The sequence below is a fragment of the Microbacterium galbinum genome, from assembly GCF_023101185.1.
GTDB lineage: Bacteria > Actinomycetota > Actinomycetes > Actinomycetales > Microbacteriaceae > Microbacterium > Microbacterium galbinum.
The window spans coordinates 2,826,354-2,846,728 of sequence record NZ_CP078077.1 but is presented as its reverse complement, the minus strand read 5'-3'; the positions used below and the strand labels follow the sequence as shown (position 1 = coordinate 2,846,728).

The 20,375-nt window shown below is 68.8% G+C and carries 20 protein-coding genes and 1 tRNA gene; 11 read left to right on the top strand and 10 right to left on the bottom strand.

What is annotated here, in order from left to right; translation table 11 throughout:
* Positions 1-22 precede the first annotated feature (22 nt).
* Both KV396_RS13735 and KV396_RS13730 read left to right on the top strand, forming a co-directional pair.
* Entirely contained in the window at positions 23-508 is a 486-nt protein-coding gene (locus tag KV396_RS13735; protein ID WP_247956066.1) for a DUF3515 family protein, read from the top strand.
* A gap of 23 nt (positions 509-531) precedes the next feature.
* On the top strand, positions 532-1,176 hold the full coding sequence (locus KV396_RS13730) for a hypothetical protein (RefSeq protein ID WP_247956065.1): 645 nt from the start codon (positions 532-534) through the stop codon (positions 1,174-1,176).
* A gap of 18 nt (positions 1,177-1,194) precedes the next feature.
* On the opposite strand, the gene KV396_RS13725 is transcribed toward KV396_RS13730, so the two are convergent.
* From KV396_RS13725 to leuC, 6 genes are all read right to left on the bottom strand, one after another.
* Positions 1,195-2,277 (bottom strand): D-alanine--D-alanine ligase family protein, encoded by a 1,083-nt coding sequence (locus tag KV396_RS13725; RefSeq protein ID WP_247956064.1) that lies wholly within the window; start codon positions 2,275-2,277, stop codon positions 1,195-1,197.
* Positions 2,183-3,316 carry an NAD(P)H-dependent glycerol-3-phosphate dehydrogenase gene (locus KV396_RS13720; protein ID WP_247632328.1) on the bottom strand — a complete coding sequence of 378 codons (1,134 nt, stop codon included), beginning with the start codon at positions 3,314-3,316 and terminating at the stop codon, positions 2,183-2,185. The genes KV396_RS13725 and KV396_RS13720 overlap by 95 nt, the downstream gene beginning before the upstream one ends.
* Entirely contained in the window at positions 3,306-4,061 is a 756-nt protein-coding gene (locus KV396_RS13715) for a lysophospholipid acyltransferase family protein (RefSeq protein ID WP_247632329.1), read from the bottom strand. Before KV396_RS13715 ends, KV396_RS13720 begins: the two co-directional genes overlap by 11 nt.
* 5 nt (positions 4,062-4,066) lie before the next feature.
* On the bottom strand, positions 4,067-5,434 hold the full coding sequence (murA, locus tag KV396_RS13710; protein ID WP_247622634.1) for a UDP-N-acetylglucosamine 1-carboxyvinyltransferase: 1,368 nt from the start codon (positions 5,432-5,434) through the stop codon (positions 4,067-4,069).
* A 65-nt stretch (positions 5,435-5,499) separates the two neighbouring features.
* Positions 5,500-6,096: a 3-isopropylmalate dehydratase small subunit gene (gene leuD / locus KV396_RS13705; protein ID WP_247622635.1), complete on the bottom strand. Its 597-nt coding sequence runs from the start codon at positions 6,094-6,096 to the stop codon at positions 5,500-5,502.
* A 2-nt stretch (positions 6,097-6,098) separates the two neighbouring features.
* Complete coding sequence (gene leuC, locus KV396_RS13700) at positions 6,099-7,538, bottom strand: 3-isopropylmalate dehydratase large subunit (protein WP_247956063.1); 1,440 nt, start codon at positions 7,536-7,538, stop codon at positions 6,099-6,101.
* 187 nt (positions 7,539-7,725) lie between these two features.
* Here leuC and KV396_RS13695 point away from each other — a divergent pair, with 187 nt between their 5' ends.
* Complete coding sequence (locus tag KV396_RS13695) at positions 7,726-9,021, top strand: O-acetylhomoserine aminocarboxypropyltransferase/cysteine synthase family protein (protein WP_247956062.1); 1,296 nt, start codon at positions 7,726-7,728, stop codon at positions 9,019-9,021.
* Complete coding sequence (locus KV396_RS13690; RefSeq protein ID WP_247956061.1) at positions 9,018-10,331, top strand: LLM class flavin-dependent oxidoreductase; 1,314 nt, start codon at positions 9,018-9,020, stop codon at positions 10,329-10,331. The genes KV396_RS13695 and KV396_RS13690 overlap by 4 nt, the downstream gene beginning before the upstream one ends.
* A 17-nt stretch (positions 10,332-10,348) precedes the next feature.
* Here KV396_RS13690 and KV396_RS13685 read toward each other — a convergent pair whose 3' ends face one another.
* Positions 10,349-10,846, bottom strand: a complete 498-nt coding sequence (locus KV396_RS13685; protein WP_247956060.1) for a DUF427 domain-containing protein — start codon at positions 10,844-10,846, stop codon at positions 10,349-10,351.
* A 53-nt stretch (positions 10,847-10,899) separates the two neighbouring features.
* Here KV396_RS13685 and KV396_RS13680 point away from each other — a divergent pair, with 53 nt between their 5' ends.
* Positions 10,900-11,496, top strand: coding sequence for an LON peptidase substrate-binding domain-containing protein (locus KV396_RS13680; RefSeq protein WP_247956059.1), 597 nt, complete (start codon positions 10,900-10,902; stop codon positions 11,494-11,496).
* A gap of 28 nt (positions 11,497-11,524) precedes the next feature.
* Here KV396_RS13680 and KV396_RS13675 read toward each other — a convergent pair whose 3' ends face one another.
* On the bottom strand, positions 11,525-12,529 hold the full coding sequence (locus tag KV396_RS13675) for a TerC/Alx family metal homeostasis membrane protein (RefSeq protein WP_247622641.1): 1,005 nt from the start codon (positions 12,527-12,529) through the stop codon (positions 11,525-11,527).
* Between the two features lie 241 nt (positions 12,530-12,770).
* On the opposite strand from KV396_RS13675, the gene KV396_RS13670 reads away from it, so the two are divergent.
* The 3 genes from KV396_RS13670 (at position 12,771) to KV396_RS13660 (ending at position 15,883) form a co-directional block, all read left to right on the top strand.
* On the top strand, positions 12,771-13,328 hold the full coding sequence (locus KV396_RS13670) for an RNA polymerase sigma factor (protein ID WP_247956058.1): 558 nt from the start codon (positions 12,771-12,773) through the stop codon (positions 13,326-13,328).
* Positions 13,325-14,449: a DUF4349 domain-containing protein gene (locus KV396_RS13665; RefSeq protein ID WP_247956057.1), complete on the top strand. Its 1,125-nt coding sequence runs from the start codon at positions 13,325-13,327 to the stop codon at positions 14,447-14,449. Before KV396_RS13670 ends, KV396_RS13665 begins: the two co-directional genes overlap by 4 nt.
* 117 nt (positions 14,450-14,566) lie before the next feature.
* Positions 14,567-15,883, top strand: a complete 1,317-nt coding sequence (locus tag KV396_RS13660; protein ID WP_247956056.1) for an acyltransferase family protein — start codon at positions 14,567-14,569, stop codon at positions 15,881-15,883.
* A gap of 59 nt (positions 15,884-15,942) precedes the next feature.
* On the opposite strand, the gene KV396_RS13655 is transcribed toward KV396_RS13660, so the two are convergent.
* Positions 15,943-16,015, bottom strand: a tRNA-Glu gene (locus tag KV396_RS13655).
* 154 nt (positions 16,016-16,169) lie between these two features.
* Between KV396_RS13655 and KV396_RS13650 the strand changes: the two genes are divergently transcribed.
* Entirely contained in the window at positions 16,170-16,808 is a 639-nt protein-coding gene (locus KV396_RS13650; RefSeq protein WP_247956055.1) for an MBL fold metallo-hydrolase, read from the top strand.
* Positions 16,808-17,338 (top strand): GNAT family N-acetyltransferase, encoded by a 531-nt coding sequence (locus KV396_RS13645; protein ID WP_247956054.1) that lies wholly within the window; start codon positions 16,808-16,810, stop codon positions 17,336-17,338. The genes KV396_RS13650 and KV396_RS13645 overlap by 1 nt, the downstream gene beginning before the upstream one ends.
* On the opposite strand, the gene pepN is transcribed toward KV396_RS13645, so the two are convergent.
* Positions 17,335-19,827 (bottom strand): aminopeptidase N, encoded by a 2,493-nt coding sequence (pepN, locus tag KV396_RS13640; protein ID WP_247956053.1) that lies wholly within the window; start codon positions 19,825-19,827, stop codon positions 17,335-17,337. The genes KV396_RS13645 and pepN overlap by 4 nt on opposite strands.
* A 111-nt stretch (positions 19,828-19,938) precedes the next feature.
* Here pepN and KV396_RS13635 point away from each other — a divergent pair, with 111 nt between their 5' ends.
* Positions 19,939-20,364, top strand: a complete 426-nt coding sequence (locus KV396_RS13635) for a MarR family winged helix-turn-helix transcriptional regulator (protein WP_247956052.1) — start codon at positions 19,939-19,941, stop codon at positions 20,362-20,364.
* Positions 20,365-20,375 lie beyond the last annotated feature (11 nt).

The window sequence follows — 20,375 nt, the reverse complement described above, 5'->3', positions numbered from 1 at the left end:
AACTCAAAGGTAGCCTGGAAGCATGCCCCTCTTCCGTCGCCTCGCTGCTGCCGTCGCGGTCGCCGGAGCCGTTGCGATCGCCCTCGCCGGATGCTCCACGACGATCCACCTCGAGCCCGCGGATGACGCGAACAACCCGGCCTGTGCGAACGTATCGGTGCTGCTGCCCGAGAACGTCGCCGGCTTCGACCGGGTGTGGACGGATGCCCAGGCCACCGGAGCATGGGGTGATCCGACGATCGTGCTCCGCTGCGGCGTCGCCCCGCCCGCACCGTCGGATCTCGTCTGCACCACTATCGGCAGCGTGGACTGGCTCGTGCTCGACCAGGAGGAGGAGCGTCAACGCCTGGTCACCTACGGGCGCGACCCCGCCGTCGAGGTCATCATCCGACGCGGCGCCGAGATCGACTTCCGCACGGTCGTCGAGAAGCTCTCCGCCAGCATCCAGCCCGGGCTCGAGCGGGCGACCGCGAAATGCACCGACCGCGTGGAGTCCCCCGCCGGCTGAGCGCGGTCTCCTAGACTCGCGGCATGAACCCTCAGCCCGCGAATCGAACTCCCGTCATCGCCGCCGTCCTGGTGGGCGTCGGCGCTCTCCTCAGCTCCCTCGCCGGTTACCTCTTCGTGCTCGGCGGCGTGCCGAACGTCCCGCGGGCCTGGATCCTGCCCGATCCGCTCGGGTGGGGCTTCGGCCGCGGAGGCTCGCCGCTGCCGGTCCTGGGCATGCTCCTGGCCCTCGTCGTGCTGAGCGGCCTGACCTGGCTCTTCGTGAGAATGATCGTCCGCGGAGCTCTTCCCGGGCGCGGCGCCGCCGTCTTCTTCGGCACCTGGGGCGCCGTGATGATCGCGTCCGCAGCCGCCGGTCTCGTCCGTGCGCCGCTGACGCTCGCGTACCTCCAGATCGACCCCACGCAGATCGAGATCTACCAGGTGCAGTTCTTCACGATCAGCACCGCGGGAGTCACCTGGGCGCTCGTCTGGGGGTGGGTCACCGCTCTCGTGGCCGCGATCGTCCACCGCGCTGCAGCCGGCCCGGCGGCGCCGAGCGGTGCGTACGGCGCCGGGCATTCCGCACCTGCGTACCCGCCCCAGCAGGCGTATCCGCAGCAGCAGTACCCGCAGCAGCAGTACCCGGGACCGCACCCCGGCCAGCCTCAGCCTCCGACAGCGGGCTGAGGCACCTCGCGTCGCCGATCAGCGACGCAGGCCCGCCTCGATGAGCTCCGAGATCAGGTCGCCGTAGCTGAGACCGGAGGCCACCCAGCACTTCGGGAACATCGAGATCGGGGTGAACCCCGGCATCGTGTTGAGCTCGTTGACGACGAGGTCGCCCTCCGGAGTGAGGAACATGTCGACGCGCGCCAACCCGCGACCGTCGACGGCCTCGAACGCGCTCACACCCGCGCTCTGGATCGCCGCGATCTCGGCATCCGTGAGCACGGCCGGGCACACGACATCGACGCCGTCTCCCCCGAGGTACTTGCCCTCGAAGTCGTAGAACCCGCGCGAGGTCAGCACGATCTCGCCGGGCAGCGATGCGCGCACGCCGTCGGCGCCTTCGAGCACCGCCACCTCGATCTCACGTCCGCTGACGCCGGTCTCGATCAGTACCTTGTCGTCTTCGGCGAACGCGATCGCGAGCGCCGCGTCGAGTTCGTCCAGCGCCTCCACCTTCGACACGCCGACGCTCGAGCCCGCACGCGCGGGCTTGACGAACAGCGGGAGGCCCAGTTCGGCAGCCTGTGCGCGCACCTGCGCGGCATCCTGCTCCCATGCACGGCGCCGAACCGTGACCCAGGGCGCCACGACGATGCCGGCTGCCTGCAGCGCGATCTTCATGAAGTGCTTGTCCATGCAGAGCGCCGAGTCGAGCACACCGCCACCGGCGTACGGCACCTCGAGGGTGTCGAAGTACCCCTGGATCGTGCCGTCCTCTCCGTGCGGGCCGTGGAGGATCGGGAGCACCACGTCGATCTCACCGAGACCGTCGATCGTTCCGTCGACACGGACGACGCGCAGCGTGCGGTCTCCACCGGGTTCGGGCCACAGCACGCGGGTGCCGTTGTCGACCACCTCAGGGAGGTGCGCGGCATCGAGCGGGAACTTGGCCGGGTCGTCGTCCTCGAGAACGAAGGCGCCCTCGCGGGTGATCCCGACAGGGATCACGTCGTAGCGACCACGATCAATCGCGCCCAGCACTCCGCCCGCCGTTGCGGAACTGATCGAATGCTCGCTGGAGCGCCCTCCGAACAGCACCACCACCGTCTGCTTGTCCATGGTTGGTCCTCTCCCCCTGCGGGGTGTCGTCGTCCGTCGTCAGGTGGGGTGCGATGTCGCGCGGGCTCATCTTGCCGTCGAGCACCATCTTCACCTGTTCGACGATGGGCATGTGCACCTCGGACTCGCGTGCCAGCTGCAGGATCGGCGCGACGGACGCGAGTCCCTCGGCGGTCTGCTGCATCTGCTTGACGACGTCCTGGAAGCTGTACCCCTGGCCGAGCAGACGCCCGGCCGTATTGTTGCGGCTCAACGGCGACTGGCAGGTCGCGATCAGATCGCCCAGTCCCGCCAGCCCCTGGAGGGTCTCCGGGTGCGCACCGTTGGCGACCGCGAAGTCGGTCATCTCGACCAGTCCGCGGGTGATGATCGACGCCTTCGTGTTCTCGCCGTAGCCGACGCCGTCGACGATCCCGATCGCGACGGCGATGAGGTTCTTGAGCACTCCGCCGAACTCGGTGCCGATCACATCGGTGTTCACGAAGGTGCGGAAGTAGTCGTTGCGCGCGGCGCGGGCGACCGTCTCGGCCGTCTCCTGGCTGCGCGACGAGATGACGGCGGCCGTCGGCTGCTCCCGAGCGATCTCGAGCGCGAGGTTGGGTCCCGAAGCGACGGCCACTCGGTCGGGATCGCAGCGGAGCTCCTGCTGGATGACCTGGCTCATGCGCAGTCCGGTGCCGCGCTCGACGCCCTTCATGAGGCTGACGATCTTGGCGTCCGAGCCGGCGAGCAGCGGCCGCAACGCCTTCAGGTTCTCGCGCAGCGATTGGCTGGGCACCGACAGGTAGACCTGATCGACGCCCTCGAGCGCGGTCGCGAGCTCATGCGTCGCGGCCATCGACCGCGGAAGGTTGATGCCGGGGAGGTATCGCGAGTTGCGCTTGGCCTCGTTGATCTCCTGCGCCAGCTCGGCTCTACGTGCCCACATGGTGACCTGGGCGCCGCCGTCGGCGAGGATCTTGCCGAAGGTCGTGCCCCAGCTGCCGGCGCCGATCACGGCGACGCGCGGCCCCTGGTGCGTCGTTCGCTTAGGAGTCAAGGCGCCCCGTCTCCTTCTGACCGTGCGTCGACGGGTTCCACCGCTCGGCGGGAGCCTTCTCGTCGCGCAGTTCTTCGAGCAGAACGGTGATCGCGTTCATCAACCGCGTGGTGGCCTCGTTCAGGGCGGCCTGGTCGCCGCCACGTCCCTGGAGGTCGGAGACGTCGACGGGGTCGCCGACGATCACGTCCACGGGCTTCCGGAGCGGCCAGAGGCTCAGCCCCTTCTGGTACCGGCCCATGATCTCCTGGGTGCCCCACTGGGCCATCGGGATCAGCGGGATGCCGTCGGTCAGTGCCAGGCGGACCGCGCCGGACTTACCGCGCATGGGCCACAGGTCTGGATCGCGGGTGAGGGTGCCCTCGGGGTAGACGATGACCCCGCGACCGTGCTCGACGATCTCCTTCGACTGCCGCATCGTCTGCTTGGCCGCCGTGGCCGACGACGCACGCGCCACGGGGATCATGCCCGTCCTGCGCAGGATCCATCCGAGAACCGGCACACGGAAGAGGCTCTCCTTCGCCATGAACCTCGGTGCGCGTCCGATCCGCCACACGGCGACCGCCACGATCAGCGGATCGAACTCCGAATAGTGGTTCGGCGCGAGCACGTACGCCCCGTCGCGCGGGAGCTTCTCCGGGTTCCTCACCCGGATCTTCGCGATCAACGAGACGAGCGGGAGGACGATCACTGCGACCGGCCAGAAGATGCTGGGCCGCGTCGTCTCCGGCGACCTGTTGCGCATCGGCGTCACCGGAGGACGTCGAAGTCGGCGCCGAGCGCGTCGAGCTTCGCGAGGAACTTCTCGTAGCCGCGGCTGAGGATGTCGACCCCCGAGACCTTGGACTCGCCGGAAGCGGTGAGCGCCGCGATCACGTGGCTGTACCCGCCCCGGAGGTCGGGCACGACGATGTCGGCGCCGTGCAGCGGGGTCGGCCCCGTGATGACGGCGGCCTGCTCGAGGTCGCGGCGCGGCACGCGGCGCGGTCCGGCCTGCAGCCCGCGCGGGTGTACGACGATGTCGGCGCCCATCTTCACGAGCGCCTCGGTGAAGCCCATGCGGTTCTCGTACACCGTCTCGTGCACGACCGACCGGCCGTTGGCCTGGGTGAGGGCGACCACGAGGGGCTGCTGCCAGTCGGTCATGAAGCCGGGGTGGACGTCGGTCTCGACGACCACGGGGCGCAGCTCGCCTTCACGACGGAAGAGGATGCCGTCCTCCTGGATGTCGAACCATCCGCCCGCCTTGCGGAAGACGTTGAGGAAGGTCAGCATCTCCTGCTGCTTCGCGCCGCCGACGAAGATCTCGCCGTCGGTCGCCAGAGCGGCGGAGGCCCAGGAAGCCGCCTCGTTGCGGTCGAAGATCGACCGGTGGTCGTAGCCGCGGAGCTTCTCGACGCCCTCGATGACGATGACCCGGTTGGGCTCGTACGAGATGATCGCGCCCATCTTCTGGAGCACAGCGATGAGATCCATGATCTCGGGCTCGATCGCCGCGTTGCGCAGCTCCGTCACGCCCTCCGCCCGCACGGCCGTCAGCAGGACCTGCTCGGTCGCGCCGACGCTCGGGTACGGGAGGTGGATGTTCGCGCCGTGCAGGCGACCGTTGGGGGTCGACAGACGGATGCCGCTGGGGAGCTTCTCGACGACGGCGCCGAACTTGCGGAGCGCGTCGAGGTGGAAGTCGATGGGGCGGTCGCCGATGCGGCACCCGCCGAGGTCGGGGATGAACGCCTGACCGAGACGGTGCAGGAGCGGGCCGCAGAAGAGGATCGGGATGCGCGATGCACCGGCGTGGGCGTCGATCTCCTCGAAGTGGGCCGACTCGACGTCGCTCGGGTCGAAGACGAGCGCACCGGGCTCGTCGCCCTCGGACACGCGCACGCCGTGCACCTCGAGGAGGGAGCGGACGACCGCGACGTCGCTGATCGCTGGCACGTCGCGGAGGGTGCTGACGGTCTCACCGAGGAGGGAGGCGACCATCGCCTTGGTGGCGAGGTTCTTCGCCCCCTTGACGTCGACGCGGCCGCGCAGCGGGCGTCCGCCTCGAATCGCGAGGACGTCTCCGGTGAGTGCGGGGACTCCGTCCGGAAGAGCGTCGCGCACGGGTGTCGTCATTCGGAGCCTCACTTCAGTTCACTGTGTTCGGGGCGGGTGCCCCTCAGCCACCCGCCTCCACCGCGTTACTGAACGGGAAGGGTCCGGGGCCGCCACGACTCGCGACGGGCCTCGAACTGCGCGATCTTGTCTTCGTTGCGCAGCGTGAGCCCGATGTCATCGAGCCCTTCGAGGAGCCGCCATCTAGTGTAATCGTCGATACCGATCTCGGCCTGGATGTCGCCGATCGACGCGGTGCGCGCCTCGAGGTCGACGGTCATCCGAACCCCGGGATTCCGCTCGATCTCGGCCCAGAAACGCTCGAGATCCTCTTCGGAGATCGTTGCGGCGAGCAAGCCCTGCTTACCCGAGTTGCCGCGGAAGATGTCGGCGAAGCGCGGGCTGAGCACGACTTTGAAGCCGAAGTCGCGCAGCGCCCAGACGGCGTGCTCACGGCTCGAGCCTGTGCCGAAATCGGGGCCGGCCAGCAGCACGGAGGCGCCCTGATACGACGGCTGGTTGAGCACGAACTCGGGGTCCTGCCGCCAGCCGTGGAACAGCGCGTCCTCGAAGCCGGTCTTGGTGACCCGCTTGAGGAAGACGGCGGGGATGATCTGGTCGGTGTCGACGTTCGACCGCTTCAGAGGAGCGGCGATGCCGGTGTGGGTGGTGAACTTCTCCATGATCAGACCTCCAGATCGCTCGGGCTCGACAGGGTTCCGCGGATGGCCGTGGCCGCCGCGACGAGGGGCGACACGAGGTGCGTGCGCCCGCCCTTGCCCTGCCTGCCTTCGAAGTTGCGGTTCGAGGTCGATGCGCAGCGCTCCCCCGGTGCCAGCTGGTCGGGGTTCATGCCCAGGCACATCGAGCACCCGGCGAAACGCCACTCGGCGCCGAAGTCCTTGATGATCCGGTCGAGCCCCTCGGCCTCGGCCTCGAGGCGTACGCGCGCCGAGCCCGGCACCACCATCACGCGCACCCCGTCCGCCTTCTTCTTGCCCTCGATGATCGATGCGAAGGCGCGCAGGTCCTCGATGCGGCTGTTCGTGCACGACCCCATGAAGACGGCATCCACCGGCACCTCCTTGAGAGGCGTCCCCGGCGTGAGGTCCATGTACTCGAGTGCGCGCTCCGCGGCGGCGCGCTCGTTCGGATCGGTGATCGCGGCGGGATCCGGCACCGCCGCCGAGAGCGAACTTCCCTGTCCGGGGTTGGTGCCCCAGGTCACGAACGGCTCGAGGTCGTCGGCGTCGATGAACACCTCGGCGTCGAAGGCGGCCCCGTCGTCGGAGGGCAACGTGCGCCAGTAGGTGACGGCATCCTCCCAGTCCTGGCCCTTCGGAGCGTGCGGACGCCCCTCGAGGTAGTCGAAGGTCGTCTGGTCGGGTGCGACCATCCCGGCGCGGGCACCTGCCTCGATCGACATGTTGCAGATCGTCATGCGCCCCTCCATCGAGAGGGCGCGGATCGCGCTGCCGCGGTACTCGAGCACGTAGCCCTGGCCACCGCCGGTGCCGATCTTCGCGATCACGGCGAGGATGATGTCCTTGGCGGTGACGCCGGGTCGCAGCGTTCCCTCGACGTTGATCGCCATCGTCTTGAACGGCTTCAGGGGCAGCGTCTGGGTCGCCATGACGTGCTCGACCTCGCTCGTACCGATGCCGAAGGCCATGGCGCCGAAGGCACCGTGGGTCGAGGTGTGCGAGTCGCCGCAGACGACCGTGATGCCCGGCATGGTGAGTCCGAGTTGCGGGCCGACCACGTGGACGATCCCCTGCTCGGCGTCTCCCAGGGAGTGCAGGCGGACTCCGAACTCGGCGGCGTTGCGGCGCAGCGTCTCGATCTGGGTGCGGCTGGTGAGATCGGCGATCGGCTTGTCGATCTCCCACGTCGGAGTGTTGTGGTCCTCCGTGGCGATCGTGAGGTCGAGGCGGCGCAGCGGTCGCCCTTCCGAGCGCAGACCGTCGAAGGCCTGCGGACTGGTGACCTCGTGCACGAGGTGCAGGTCGATGTAGATGAGATCCGGCTCACCGTTCTCGCCCTTGACGACCAGGTGGTCGTCCCAGACCTTCTCGGCCAGGGTTCTCGGGCGTGAGGAATCGACGTCGACTGCGGGGGTGTTCATGGCTCTTCTCCTGAAGCTGGCGGTTCGGCCCACGATGGACTCCGCGACGAGGAGGGGCTCAGAACGAGGTCTCGTCGCGGCCGCTAAGAAGGAGCACGATCCGCATGACGTCAGGTTACCACCGCTTCGGCGCCCGATGACGCGCCGTGACACTCTACTGTTCACCCGAATCATCGAGAGGCATCGCATGACCGCCGACCACGCCCGCTTCGCGACTCGCGCCGTGCACGCCGCGAGGACGCGAGACTCCGCCGCTGCGCGCGCGACGCCGATCTACCTGACCGCCGGCTTCGAGTTCGACGACTTCGATCACGCCGCCGATCACTTCGGCACCGGCGCCGGCTTCGGCTACACCCGCACGGGCAATCCGACCGTTCGGGCCGTGGAGCGGCAGATCGCCGCGCTCGAGTCCGGGGCGGACGCCTTGCTCGTCGCGAGCGGTCAGGCGGCGGTCGTGACCGCCCTTCTGACGGTCGCGGGCGCCGGCGACCACATCGTCTCGTCGACGCACATCTACGAGGGAAGTCGCGGCCTCTTCCTCGACAATCTCTCCCGCTTGGGGATCGAGACGACGTTCGTCGACGACATCGCCGATCCGGATGCCTGGCGCGCCGCCATCCGTCCGAACACCCGGGCCCTGTTCGCCGAGTCGATCGCCAACGCCCGCAACGACATCCTCGACATCGCCGTGGTGAGCGCGGTCGCCGACGAGTCGGCGATCCCGTTGATCGTGGACAACACGCTCGCGACGCCGTTCCTCGTGCGTCCGCTCGAGCACGGAGCGGCGATCGTGGTGCACTCCGCCTCGAAGTTCCTGGCCGGGCACGGCTCGGTGCTCGGCGGTGTGATCGTCGACGACGGCCGCTTCGACCCGGCGGTCGCCGGACACAATGCTCCCCATCTCGTTCTCCCGGGCCGCAACGGCGAGCCGAGTGTCGCCGCACGGCACGGTGGGAACGCGCGGATCGCGTACGCCCGGGAGAGCGTGGCTCCTCGATTCGGTGCCTCACCCTCCCCGCTCAACGCCTTCCTCATCGGTCAGGGCGTCGAGACGCTCGGACTGCGGGTCGAACGGCAGTCGCGCAACGCCCAAGCGGTCGCCGAATGGCTGTCGGAGCATCCCGAGGTCGAGCGGGTGGACTACGCCGGTCTCCCCACCCACCCCGATCACGCGACCGCGGCGCGCTACCTCCAGGGCGGGTTCGGCTCCATCTTCACCGTCACCCTCCGCGGAGGCCTCCCCGCCGCACGCGACTTCGTCGAGAGCGTCGGCGTGTTCATCCACATGACGCACATCGGCGACGTCCGCTCCCTGGTGCTGCATCCGGGCACGACCAGCCACTCCCACCGCACCGAGGACGAGCGTCTCGCGCTCGGCGTGCACCCGGGTACCCTGCGCCTCTCGATCGGCATCGAGGACATCGACGACCTCATCGCCGATCTGTCGCGCGTGCTCGAGACCGTTCGGGAGGTCGTCGCATGAGCCGCCCGCAGCACTTCGGCTGGTTCCTCGCGCGCGGCTTCGGACCGCAGGGCTGGGGCTACCCGTCGCTCGATTGGGACTACGACTGGACACGACCCGAGATCTACCAGGAAGCGGCGCGCACGCTCGAGCAGGCCGGATTCGATCTGGTGATCATCGAGGACGGCCCCTCGCTCGGATCGCCCTCGACGATCGATCTGCGGGTGCGCCACGCCTTCGGTGGGCCCAAGCACGACCCTCTGCTGCTCGCCCCCTACCTGTTCCAGGCGACGAAGCATCTCGGCGTGGTGCCCACGGTGAATCCCGCGGCGTCCCTGCCGTTCACGTCGGCCCGCCAGTTCGCCACGCTCCAGCATCTGAGCGGACATCGCCTCGGTCTCAACGTCGTCACCGACACCGGGAGCGCCCGTCACTTCTCCGGCGCGGCGCAGCTCGGGCACGACGAGGCCTACGACCGCGCAGAGGAATGGCTCGACGGCATCCGCGCGCTCTGGCGCAGCTGGGACGACGGAGCCCTCGTGCTCGATCGTGACAGCGATGTCTATGCCGACGGCTCGAAGCTGCGCCCGGTACAGCACCGCGGCGAGTACTACTCCTTCGACGGGCCGCTCAACGCGATCCCCTTCACCGACGGCGAACCGGCGATCGTGTCGCCGGGCGGATCGGGCCGCGGCCTCGGCTTCGCGGGCGCGAACTCCGACGTGCAGCTCGCGCTCGCGCCGCTGAACGAGAAGTCGGTGCGCGCGTATCGGAAGAAGATCCACGATGCGGCGATCGAACGCGGACGCCGCCCGGAGGACATCAAGATCCTGTTCGCCATCCAGCCCGTCATCGTCTCGTCGCCCGAGGAGGCAGACCGGATCGTCGCCGCCTCGGCCCATCCCGATGACGCCGCCCTCGAGCAGATCGCACGCAAGCAGTCGAGCGACCTCGAGACCGATCTCACCGGACTCGACCTCGATCGCCCGCTCGATCTGTCGATCTTCGGCGCACACGTGTCACGCGGAAGCATCCAGCGGCTGATCGGCGACCGCGGCGAGGACGCCCCCCTGCGCGCGCACCTCACCGCCCTCGTCCGCGCCGGACGCATCAGCGATCGGAGCGGCTTCGTGGGTACGGCGGCGGAGTTCGCCGACCTGATCGAGGAGCTCGGCGAGTGGGGCAACGACGGCGTACTGCTCTGGGGCGATTTCCACCCGGTGACCCTGCACCGCACGCTCGACGAGCTGGTGCCGATCCTCCGTCGGCGCGGCATCCTGCGCCGTGAGTACGCGGACGGCGGGCTGCAGGCGAACCTGCGGGCGTTCTGATCGTCGGCGGGCGGGAACTACCAGCCCATCGAGCCCGGGATCCCCTTGAACGGACCCACCACGGCCGACGTGACCCAGCCGCCGTAGAAACCACCGGGCTGCGGGACGACGATCTCTCCGCCGACCGTGCACTCGTCCATGGGCCCGGCGTACACGGCGACGCGATCCTCGAGCGCTTCGAAACCCCGCGTCGGATCAGGGTAGTTCCATGCGGCGCCCGCGCGCACGACACCTCCGCCGTGGACATCGAGATAGCGCGCTGCGCCCTTGAACTCGCAGAACGACGAACCGGCCGCGTCGGTGAGCGCACCCGGTGCGAAGTCGGCGATCGGGAGGTAGTAGACCGGCGGGTGGCTCGTCTCGAGCACTCTCATCGCCCGGTGCGTGTCCGCGATCAGTTCGCCGCCGAGCCGGATCGTCACGCGTGCCGCCACCGCTTCCACTCGAGGCGGTCGCGGGTAGTCCCACACCGATTCCTGACCGGGCGCGGGAGTGACGGGGAGCGGTCTGCGCATCTCTTCACTGTACGACGCTGGCCTGCGAGCGGCGCGGGGTGTTGACTGATCCCATGAACCCGATGCCGATGTTCCCCCTCGGTTCGGTGCTGTTCCCGTACACCCCGCTCCCCCTCCGCGTGTTCGAGACCCGATACCTCACCATGATCGGGCGGCTCCTCGACGAAGAGGATCCGGAGTTCGGCGTCGTGCTGATCGAGCGCGGCGCCGAGGCGGGCGGTGGCGATCAGCGCAGTCGCGTCGGAACCCTGGCGCGGCTCGTCAGCGTGTCCGCCGACACCGAGGTGCTGCACGCACTCGCCGTCGGCACGGAACGGTTCCTGGTCGAGCAGTGGCTCGATGACGACCCGCATCCACGAGCCGCCCTGACCCCGCTCCCCACTCTGGAGTGGCACGACGGACTGACTCCCCTGCTCGCCGAGGGCGAGTCGATCGTGCGGCGCGTGCTCGCCCGCGCGCCCGAGGCGCGCTGGGATCCGAACACCGAACTCTCCGACGATCCCCTCGCCGCGTCCTGGCAGCTCGCCGCGATCGCCCCGCTCGGCGAGTACGATCGCTATTCGCTTCTGCAGTCGGAATCGGTCGGGGCACTGCTCCGTCAGACGATCGACGCCACCCTCGACGCGGAGATCCTCTGGTCGGCGGAGTGATCCGCGCCCGAGTCGCGTCTCTCCGGGATCACTCCGCGGGCGGTGCCACCTTCTGCGCCCGCTTCTCCCGCGAAGCCGCGATCAGGCTCGCGATGGTCGCCACGGTCATCGAGACCAGGATGACTCCGAGCGAGACCATGTTGTCGATGTCGGGCACCCATTCCACGTGCTCACCGCCGTTGATGAACGGCAGCTCGTTGACGTGCAGGGCGTGCAGGATCAGCTTGATGCCGATGAACCCGAGGATCACCGCGATGCCGTAATGGAGGTAACGCAGGCGGTCGAGCAGGTCACCGAGCAGGAAGTACAGCTGACGCAGGCCCATGAGCGCGAAGATGTTCGCCGAGAACACGAGGAACCCGTTCGTCGTGATCTCGAAGATCGCGGGGATCGAATCGATCGCGAAGATCAGGTCGGTCACGCCGATCGTGATGAACACGATGATCATCGGGGTCCACATGCGCTTGCCGTCGACGGTCGTGCGGATCTTGGATCCGTCGTACGTCTCGCTGATGTCGATCCGGCGGCGCAGCAGGCGCACGATGAAGTTCTCGCGCTGCACCTCGCCATCGTGGTCGCCCTCGGGCATCGCCTGGCGGATCGCCGTCCACACGAGGAAGGCGCCGAAGATGTAGAAGATCGGGGAGAAGTTCTCGATGATCGTGACGCCGACGAGGATGAAGGCACCGCGCAGGAGCAGCGCGATGATGATGCCCACCATGAGGACCTGCTGCTGCAGACGCCGCGGCACGGCGAACTGGGCCATGATCAGCACGAAGACGAAGAGGTTGTCGACCGAGAGGCTGTACTCCAGCGCCCACCCGGTGATGAAGTCGCCGGCGTTCTGCCACCCGCCGACGTTGCCCAGGAGGAGGGCGAACAGCAGGGCGAGCCCGACGTAGAAGACGACCCACAGGGTCGACTCCTTCGTGGAGGGGATGTGCGGCCGGAGCCGGATGAGCAGGAGGTCGCCGATGAGGATGACCGTGAGGACGATCATCGAGGTGATCTCGAACCAGAGAGGGATTTCCACGGGGAACGACAGCTTTCGCGAAGGGTCTAGAAGGATCGAGAGTCTCTCCCCCGCACACGGTGCGTCGCGCGCCCGGAGCAGCGGCCTTGGTGCTCGTGATGACGTTACGCGCGGATCCGGGATACTCCCCCTCGCAGACGCAATGCTATCGGAGCGCCGACGATATCGGCGCGCGGAAGATTCTGAGACGATGGGGCATCCCTCGACACTTTCCGGGTGAGAGACACCGAACGGAATCAGGATGCCTACGCAGACGAGTGATCAGAGATGGGCGGCGCAGGCCGCGTCAGGTGACGAGAGCGCCTTCCGCAAGCTGTACCGCGCACATGTCCGACCCGTGTACTGGATCGCCTACGGCATCCTCGCCTCCCCCGCGGATGCCGAGGACATCGCCCAGGAGACTTTCCTGGTCGCCTGGCGCAAGCTCCCCGCACTCGACCTCCAGGGCGAGTCGATCCTGCCGTGGCTCGCGACGATCTGCCGCTTCCAGGCGGCGAATCGTCTGCGGCAACGGCGGCGGGATCAGGCGCACACCTCCGACGCGCTCGATGACTCCCTCCCCGACACGGTGAACGTCGAGGAGCAGGTCATCACGGCGGCGCTCGCGGCTCGGATCGCCGATGAGGTGGGAAACCTCAACGAGATCGATCGCGAGATCTTCCGCCTCTGCGCCACCGAGGGGTACGCCTATCAGGCGGCCGCGGAGGAGCTGGGTGTGAGTCACGCTGTCGTTCGGAACCGTCTCTCCCGAGTGCGCACCCAGTTGCGGGGCGCCGTCCAGGAAGTGAGAGACGCATGAACGACCAGACCACCCCGGAAGAGCTGCCCGAGCTGTCGGATGAGGCGGTCACGCGCATCGAGACCGCCGTGTTCGCCCAGATCGCCGAGGAGCGCGCTCCCGGCCCGGCCCCGCAGGTGGCCCCTGCGCGTGCGGGAGCGCGCCGCCGTCGCTGGCTGACCGGTGTCGGCGTCGCCGCGGCCTTCGCGGTCGGCGTGCTGGTGACGCCCCCGATCCTCGGCGTCGTCGGTTCCGGCGGCGCCTCGAGCACGGCCGATGGCTTCAGCTCCCCCGCCGTCGATGCGCCCGTCCCGGGTGTCGCGATGCCCGAGCAGGGTGTCTCCGGCGATCGCAGTGCGAGCCTCGACGGCGCCGCCGAATCGAGTTCGCTCGCGAGCGGAGACCTCGCCACGGCCGACCGCGAGATCATCGCGAACGCGAACGCCACGCTCGAGGTGGAGGACATCGCGGATGCCGCGGACGCCATCAGCGCGCTGGCCGAGGAGCACGGCGGGTACGTCGAGAGCACCGAGGTCGGCAAGGCCCTGGCCGTCGACGGCGCGTCGGAGCCCGCTCCGGCGGATTCGGGGTACGGGTGGATCAGCATCCGCGTACCGTCCGCCGACCTGGCGGCGGTCATCGCCGAGCTCGACGAATCCGGGGAGGTGTTGTCGTCGTCGATCTCCCGCCAGGACGTCACCGACGTCGCCGTGGATCTCCGGGCGCGTGTCGACGCGACGAAAGCCTCGGTCCAGCGGCTCACCGAACTCATGGCGCAGACGGGATCCGTCTCGGAGCTCATCGAGGCCGAGGTCGCGCTGACCGACCGCCAGGCGCAGCTCGAGTCCTACGAGCAGCAGCTCGCCGCGCTCGACGACCAGGTCGCGATGTCCAGCCTCCAGGTGCAGCTGACCCGGACCGCCACGACGACGACCGCCGATCCTTCGGGGTTCGGTGACGGGCTGTGGGCAGGATGGAACGGGCTCATCGTCTCGCTCAACGCTCTCGTGATCGCCGTCGGCTTCCTCCTCCCCTGGGCTGCGATCGCCGGCGCCGTGGTGCTCGTGATCTGGCTCATCCGGCGGGCCCGCCGGATGCGACGAGACGCTGCGACGGCTGCGGCATCCGACGTCGAGGCCTGACCGACGCTCGAACCCGAAGGGGCGCCCGCATACTCTGCGGGTGCCCCTTCGGCGCTTTCTCCCCAGGTGACGGCACGGGCACCTGGGCGACGGCCCCGCGGCGCTAGAGTCTTCGGCATGACTCGCGCCGCCGCCGACACGACGACCCGCACCGTCCCCGCCGGACGAGACCTCACGCTCGACCTCGCACGCGTGGCGTGCGTGCTCCTCGTGGTCTTCGTGCACATCCTGTTCACCGGCGTCGGCCGAGGCTCGGACGGATCTCTGGTGATCGAGAAGACCGTCGAGCTGCAGTCCTGGTTCGTCGCCGGCACGTGGATCGTCAACATCATGCCGCTGTTCTTCGTCGTCGGCGGATACGCGGCGCGCGCGGGATGGCGCTCCGCGACCGCCCGAGGAGAGACGGCCGACGGCTTCGTGCGCGTGCGGCTCGCCCGCCTCGCCCGCCCCGCACTCCCGGTCTTCGTGTTCTTCACGGTCGCCCTGGGCGTCACACGGCTGATCGACCTCGATCCCGCTTTCGTGGACTCGATCGCGATCGGCGTCGGCTCACCGCTGTGGTTCCTCGCCGCATATCTGGTCGCTCAGGCGTGCGCGCCGTTCATGATGCGTCTGCACGAGCGGTTCGGCGCGCGCGTGCTCATCGTGCTGCTGCTCGCCGGCTTCGCGGTCGACGCCTTCCGCTTCTTGGTTCTCGGCGAGCTGCTGGGCATCGATCGCGTGCCGCCGACGGGGTACGGATTCGGCCAGGAGATCTTCGGCATCCCGAACATCGTCTTCATCTGGCTGTTCGCGCAACAGGTGGGCTTCTTCCTGTACGACGGCTGGTTCGCGCGGCGCAGTCGGTGGCAGCTCGCGGCGATCTTCGTGGCCGGCTACGGCGCGCTCTGGGCGCTCGTCGCGATCGCGGGATATCCCGCGAGCATGCTCACGAACCAGTGGCCTCCGACCGCGCCGATGGCGCTGCTGGCGATCGTGCAGGCTGCGGGGCTGACGCTCCTGCGCCAGCCGCTGACCGCTCTCATGCGCACGCGACCGGCGCAGGGCGCGGTCTTCCTGATCGGTTCCCGCCTGATGACGATCTACCTCTGGCACTTCCCGGTGATCCTCGTGCTCATCGGGACCGAGCTGCTGCTGCCCCTGCCGATGCCCACCCCCGGAAGCGCCGCATGGTGGTGGACGCGTCCGCTGTTCTTCGCGATCGTCCTCGGCGCCGTGTGGCTGGCATCGCTGTGGCTCGTGCGCTTCGAGAAGGCTCCGCAGCAGACACCCGCGCGCTTCCCCTCCCCGGTAGCGACGACCGCCGCAGTGCTCGTGTTCGTCTCCCCGATGATCGGCATCACGATGTACGGGCTCGACTTCCCGCTCGCCGCGGCGGCTCTGGTGACGACGGCGGTCGCGCTGTGGCTGACCGGCGCGAAGCGCGCGACCTGAGACCGGACGTCGACGCACGAAGAAGGCCCCCGGAGAACCGGGGGCCTTCTCTTGTTGTGTGACCCCAGCGGGATTCGAACCCGCGTTACCGCCGTGAGAGGGCGGCGTACTAGGCCGCTATACGATGGGGCCGTCTGCGTTTCGTTTCCGTCGCGCGACAACCGTTCAAGTATGCCACGGCATTTCTCACGACGCCAAATCGAGGCCCCGGCATCGCGTCGCCCGGGCGTGGCGCAGGAAAGGTCAAGGGTTTGCACGGCGCACGGAGAGGGAGTTGACTCGACGCATGCGCGTGACCAAGTTCGAACATGCCAGCCTCCGCATCGATCAGAACGGTGAGACCCTGCTCATCGATCCGGGTTCCTTCACGACTCCGCTCGACGACCTCGGCGACGTCGTCGCCGTCGTGCTCACCCACGAGCACCCCGATCATTGGACGCCGGAGCATCTCGACCGCATCCTACGGATGGCGCCGGGCGTTCCGATCTTCGGACCGGCGGGTGTCGCCCGCGCGGCCGAGGGCTACGAGATCACCGTCGTCTCCCCCGGCGAGACGCGCACGGTCGGTGGATTCACTCTGCGCTTCTTCGGCGGAACGCACGAGATCATCCACTCGTCGATCCCCGTCATCGAGAACGTCGGCGTGCTCGTGAACGACGAGCTGTATTACCCCGGCGACTCCTACGCCGTGCCGGAGGGCGTCGAGGTCGGCACTCTCGCGGCACCCCTCGGTGCCCCGTGGCTGAAGATCGGCGAGGCGATCGACTACGTCCTCGCGGTGAAGCCCCGCCGAGCTTTCGGCACGCACGACATGACACTCTCGGTGGCGGGAAAGACCATGCACCGCCAGCGTCTGGAGTGGGCGACTCAGCAGGGCGGCGGCGAGTTCTTCGCGCTCGAGCCGGGAGAATCGCTCGACATCTGATGTCGACACTCAGCCTCCTCCCCCACCCGACCGAACGCCTGCGGTTCCGGGAGATGGTCGATGACGACCTCGACCGCGTCGCGGCGATGCTCGGCGACCCCGAGGTCATGGCCTACTACCCGGCACCGAAGACGCGGGCGGAGAGCGCCGACTGGATCGCACGGATGCGCACTCGCTACGCCGAGGACGGCCACGGCCTGTGGATCATCGAGACCCACGAGGGCGAGTTCGTCGGAGACTGCGGGCTCACCTGGCAATCGGTGAACGACGAGCGTGTGCTCGAGGTCGGGTACCACGTGCGACGGGAGATGCAACGACGGGGCTTCGCCACCGAGGCCGCGCACGCGTGCGTCGAGCTCGCACGACAGCGCTATGCGCCGATCGTGCTGACGGCGATCATCCATCCCGAGAACCGCGCCTCGCGCGGCGTCGCCGAGAACCTCGGGATGACCCACATCGACGACGATCGCGCGCATCCGTGGATCGTGCGCAGGGTGATGGGAACGACCCTCGAACCGCGGACGCCCTAGCTCTGCGCCGCCCGCACGCGGATCTCGCGGGCGAGGTGATCGCGCTGCTCGATCACGAGTCGGCGCAGCGCAGCGGGCGCCTCCGCGTTCTCGGCCAACCAGGCGTCGGCCGCGTCAGTGGTGTCCGACGAGGGGAACAGCCCGAGCACGAGGCGCCGCGCGAGTTCGATGCTGCGGCTCCGCCACGCGTCGGCGATGCGGCGGAAGTACTCCGCATCGAAGCCCGCGATGAGCTCACGGCGTCCGCCGGCACGGAACGCCCCGATCTCTGCATCGAGGTGGTCGTTGCTGAGCGAGAGGTCGTTCCAGGCCGCCTCCCAGGCCGCAGCACGCACGTCGGCTTCCGGACGAGAGGCCAGCGCGCGACGCGCGGCCGTCCGGCCGCTGCCGGTGTCATCGCGCTCGAGCTCGGCGGCGATCTCCGCGGCATCGGCGTGCCCGGTGGTCGCCAACGCGGTCAGCAGCTGCCAACGGAGGTCGGGGTCGACGACGAGGCCGTCGGGCACGTGCCCGCCCAGCAGTTCCCGCACCTGCTCGGCATGGTGGTCGTCGTACGCGGATGCCCCGGCGAAGGCGCGCGCCCACGACAGCTGTGCATCGCTGCCGGCATCCGCGTCCCACACGGCGACGAGCGACGCCGCGAGCCACGACCGCTGCTCCGCGTCGCGATGCGCGTCCGCGACGAAGTGGCGGATCGCGAACGCGGCGTTCGCGAGGACGCCGGTGAGGAGCCCGCTGTTGGATTCGAGCGGTGCGTGCGCGCGCACGATGCCGAGATACCGCCGGGGGTCGAGATCGCCGTCGCGGGTGGCGTTCCACAGCGACGACCAGACGAGTGCACGCGCGAGCGGGTCGTCGATCGCCGACAGCGACTCCTCGACGGCGATGAGTGAGCGCTCATCCAGACGCGCTTTCGCATAGGTCAGGTCGTCGTCGTTCAGCAGAACGAGATCCGCCTCGGGAACGACGATCGACGTGCGCTCCTCGCTGATATCGACGGCGATCTGCTCGCGACGCACGAGCCGCTCCCCCTCGCGGGCGTACAGACCGATGCGCAGGCGGTGCGGACGCGGGTCGGTCTGCACGAGCACACGGGTTGCGGCATCCGCATCGTCCGTCTCCTCCAGCCACAGCGTCGACATGCCCGTCGTCTCCAGCCACGCCCGGGACCATTCGCCCATGTCTCGGCCCGAGACGGCGCTCAGCTGCACGAGCAGGTCGTCGAGCGTCGTATTGCCGAACGCGTGGGCGGCGAAGTAACGGCGGGCTCCTTCGAAGAACGCGTCCTCGCCCACGAAGGCGACGAGCTGCTTGAGGACCGACGCGCCCTTCGCATACGTGATGCCGTCGAAGTTGAGCTTGGCGGCCTCGAGATCGGTGATGTCGGCGACGATCGGATGCGTCGTCGGCAGCTGATCCTGCTGGTAGGCCCAGGCCTTGCGCCGTGCCGCGAACGTCACCCAGGCATCGGTGTAACGGGTCACGGCGGCCGAGGCATGGGCACCCATGTAGTCGGCGAAGGACTCCTTGAGCCAGAGGTCGTCCCACCAGCGCATCGTCACGAGGTCGCCGAACCACATGTGCGCCATCTCGTGCAGGATCGTGTTCGCTCGTGCCGCGCGCTGGGCATCGGTCGCCGCGCCGCGGGAGAGGTACGCCTCGGTGAAGGTGACCAGCCCCGGGTTCTCCATCGCCCCGAGGTTGTACTCGGGCACGAAGATCTGGTCGTACTTGCCCCAGGGATACGGATAGGCGAACGCCTCCGCGAAGAAGTCCAGACCCTGACGGGTGACCTCGAGGATCTCCTCCGCCTCCAGGTACTGGGCGAGCGATCGGCGGGCGAACACCCCGAGCGCGATGCGCTGGTCGCCGCCCTGCCACTCCCCGTCGACACGGGCGTAGGGGCCCGCAGCGACCGAGGTGATGTAGCTCGAGATCGGCAGCGTCGGAGCGAACTCGACGCGCTGGATGCCGACGCCCGCCTCGGTGCGTACGGCGGCCTGGTTGGAGAGGACCTCCCAGCCGGCCGGCGCATCGACGACGAAGGTGTACGACGCCTTGATGTCGGGCTGCTCGAAGCAGGCCATGACCCGGCGCGAGTCCGCCGGTTCGTACTGCGTGTACAGGTAGGTCTCGCCATCGGCGGGATCGTGGAACCGGTGCAGACCTTCGCCCGAACGGCTGTAGGCACCGACGGCATCGACGACGACCGTGTTCGTGGCCGCGAGACCGCGCAGAGCGATGCGGGCGCCGTCGTACTCGACTTCGACCTCGTCGCCGTTGACCACGACGCGCTCGACCGACTCCCCGATGAAGTCGAGCCAGGTCTCGGTCGCCGTGGCGTCGAACTCGAGCGTGGTCCGGGAGTGGAAGCCCGTCCGCGCGCGCTCGGGAGCGCCCGCGAGATCGAGCTCGACACGGATCCGGTGCGCGGTGATCGCGGCGGATCGCGCCGCGGTCTCGTCACGGGTGAGGTTGGCGGTTTCCATCCCTCCATCCTCCCATCCGCACCGTCGGGGTGCAGGCCATCCCGTGCGTATGTTGCGGAATGCAACACATAGGCGTAGCGTTGCATCAAGCAACAGGAGGGTGAGATGGACATGGATCGTCAGGACCACAGCATGAGCGTGCTCCGCTCTCTCGTCGCGATCACCCGCCGCGGCCTCGCCGACGCGCGCGACGAGGAGACTCCCCTCTCGATGACCGAGCAGTCGATCATGATGGCGATCGCCGAGCAGCCCGGCATCCGTTCCACCGATATCGCCCGCATGTTCCGCCTCAACCGATCGACGGTCTCACGCCAGCTCGCAGCGCTGATCCGTCTCGGACTCGTCCGCGAGACGCCGAACGACACCGGACGCGGACGCCCGCTCGAGCTCACGGAGGACGGCGCGGATGCCTTCCACCGTGCGCTCACGTCGCTCCAGCGGATCGTCGAGGCGCACCTCGCTCGGTGGTCCGACGGCGAGGTCGCCCGCTTCGCGCACGATCTCGAAAGGTTCGACCGCACCGCCGACCCGTCCTGACCCGGACGCGT

What these genes read in the sequence shown, in the direction of transcription:
- KV396_RS13735 (WP_247956066.1), top strand. Translation starts at nt 23, where the DNA reads ATGCCCCTCTTCCGTCGCCTCGCTGCTGCCGTCGCGGTCGCCGGAGCC.
- KV396_RS13730 (WP_247956065.1), top strand. Translation starts at nt 532, where the DNA reads ATGAACCCTCAGCCCGCGAATCGAACTCCCGTCATCGCCGCCGTCCTG.
- KV396_RS13725 (WP_247956064.1), bottom strand. Translation starts at nt 2,277, where the DNA reads ATGGACAAGCAGACGGTGGTGGTGCTGTTCGGAGGGCGCTCCAGCGAG.
- KV396_RS13715 (WP_247632329.1), bottom strand. Translation starts at nt 4,061, where the DNA reads ATGCGCAACAGGTCGCCGGAGACGACGCGGCCCAGCATCTTCTGGCCG.
- murA (WP_247622634.1), bottom strand. Translation starts at nt 5,434, where the DNA reads ATGACGACACCCGTGCGCGACGCTCTTCCGGACGGAGTCCCCGCACTC.
- leuD (WP_247622635.1), bottom strand. Translation starts at nt 6,096, where the DNA reads ATGGAGAAGTTCACCACCCACACCGGCATCGCCGCTCCTCTGAAGCGG.
- leuC (WP_247956063.1), bottom strand. Translation starts at nt 7,538, where the DNA reads ATGAACACCCCCGCAGTCGACGTCGATTCCTCACGCCCGAGAACCCTG.
- KV396_RS13695 (WP_247956062.1), top strand. Translation starts at nt 7,726, where the DNA reads ATGACCGCCGACCACGCCCGCTTCGCGACTCGCGCCGTGCACGCCGCG.
- KV396_RS13690 (WP_247956061.1), top strand. Translation starts at nt 9,018, where the DNA reads ATGAGCCGCCCGCAGCACTTCGGCTGGTTCCTCGCGCGCGGCTTCGGA.
- KV396_RS13685 (WP_247956060.1), bottom strand. Translation starts at nt 10,846, where the DNA reads ATGCGCAGACCGCTCCCCGTCACTCCCGCGCCCGGTCAGGAATCGGTG.
- KV396_RS13680 (WP_247956059.1), top strand. Translation starts at nt 10,900, where the DNA reads ATGAACCCGATGCCGATGTTCCCCCTCGGTTCGGTGCTGTTCCCGTAC.
- KV396_RS13670 (WP_247956058.1), top strand. Translation starts at nt 12,771, where the DNA reads ATGCCTACGCAGACGAGTGATCAGAGATGGGCGGCGCAGGCCGCGTCA.
- KV396_RS13665 (WP_247956057.1), top strand. Translation starts at nt 13,325, where the DNA reads ATGAACGACCAGACCACCCCGGAAGAGCTGCCCGAGCTGTCGGATGAG.
- KV396_RS13660 (WP_247956056.1), top strand. Translation starts at nt 14,567, where the DNA reads ATGACTCGCGCCGCCGCCGACACGACGACCCGCACCGTCCCCGCCGGA.
- KV396_RS13650 (WP_247956055.1), top strand. Translation starts at nt 16,170, where the DNA reads ATGCGCGTGACCAAGTTCGAACATGCCAGCCTCCGCATCGATCAGAAC.
- KV396_RS13645 (WP_247956054.1), top strand. Translation starts at nt 16,808, where the DNA reads ATGTCGACACTCAGCCTCCTCCCCCACCCGACCGAACGCCTGCGGTTC.
- pepN (WP_247956053.1), bottom strand. Translation starts at nt 19,827, where the DNA reads ATGGAAACCGCCAACCTCACCCGTGACGAGACCGCGGCGCGATCCGCC.
- KV396_RS13635 (WP_247956052.1), top strand. Translation starts at nt 19,939, where the DNA reads ATGGATCGTCAGGACCACAGCATGAGCGTGCTCCGCTCTCTCGTCGCG.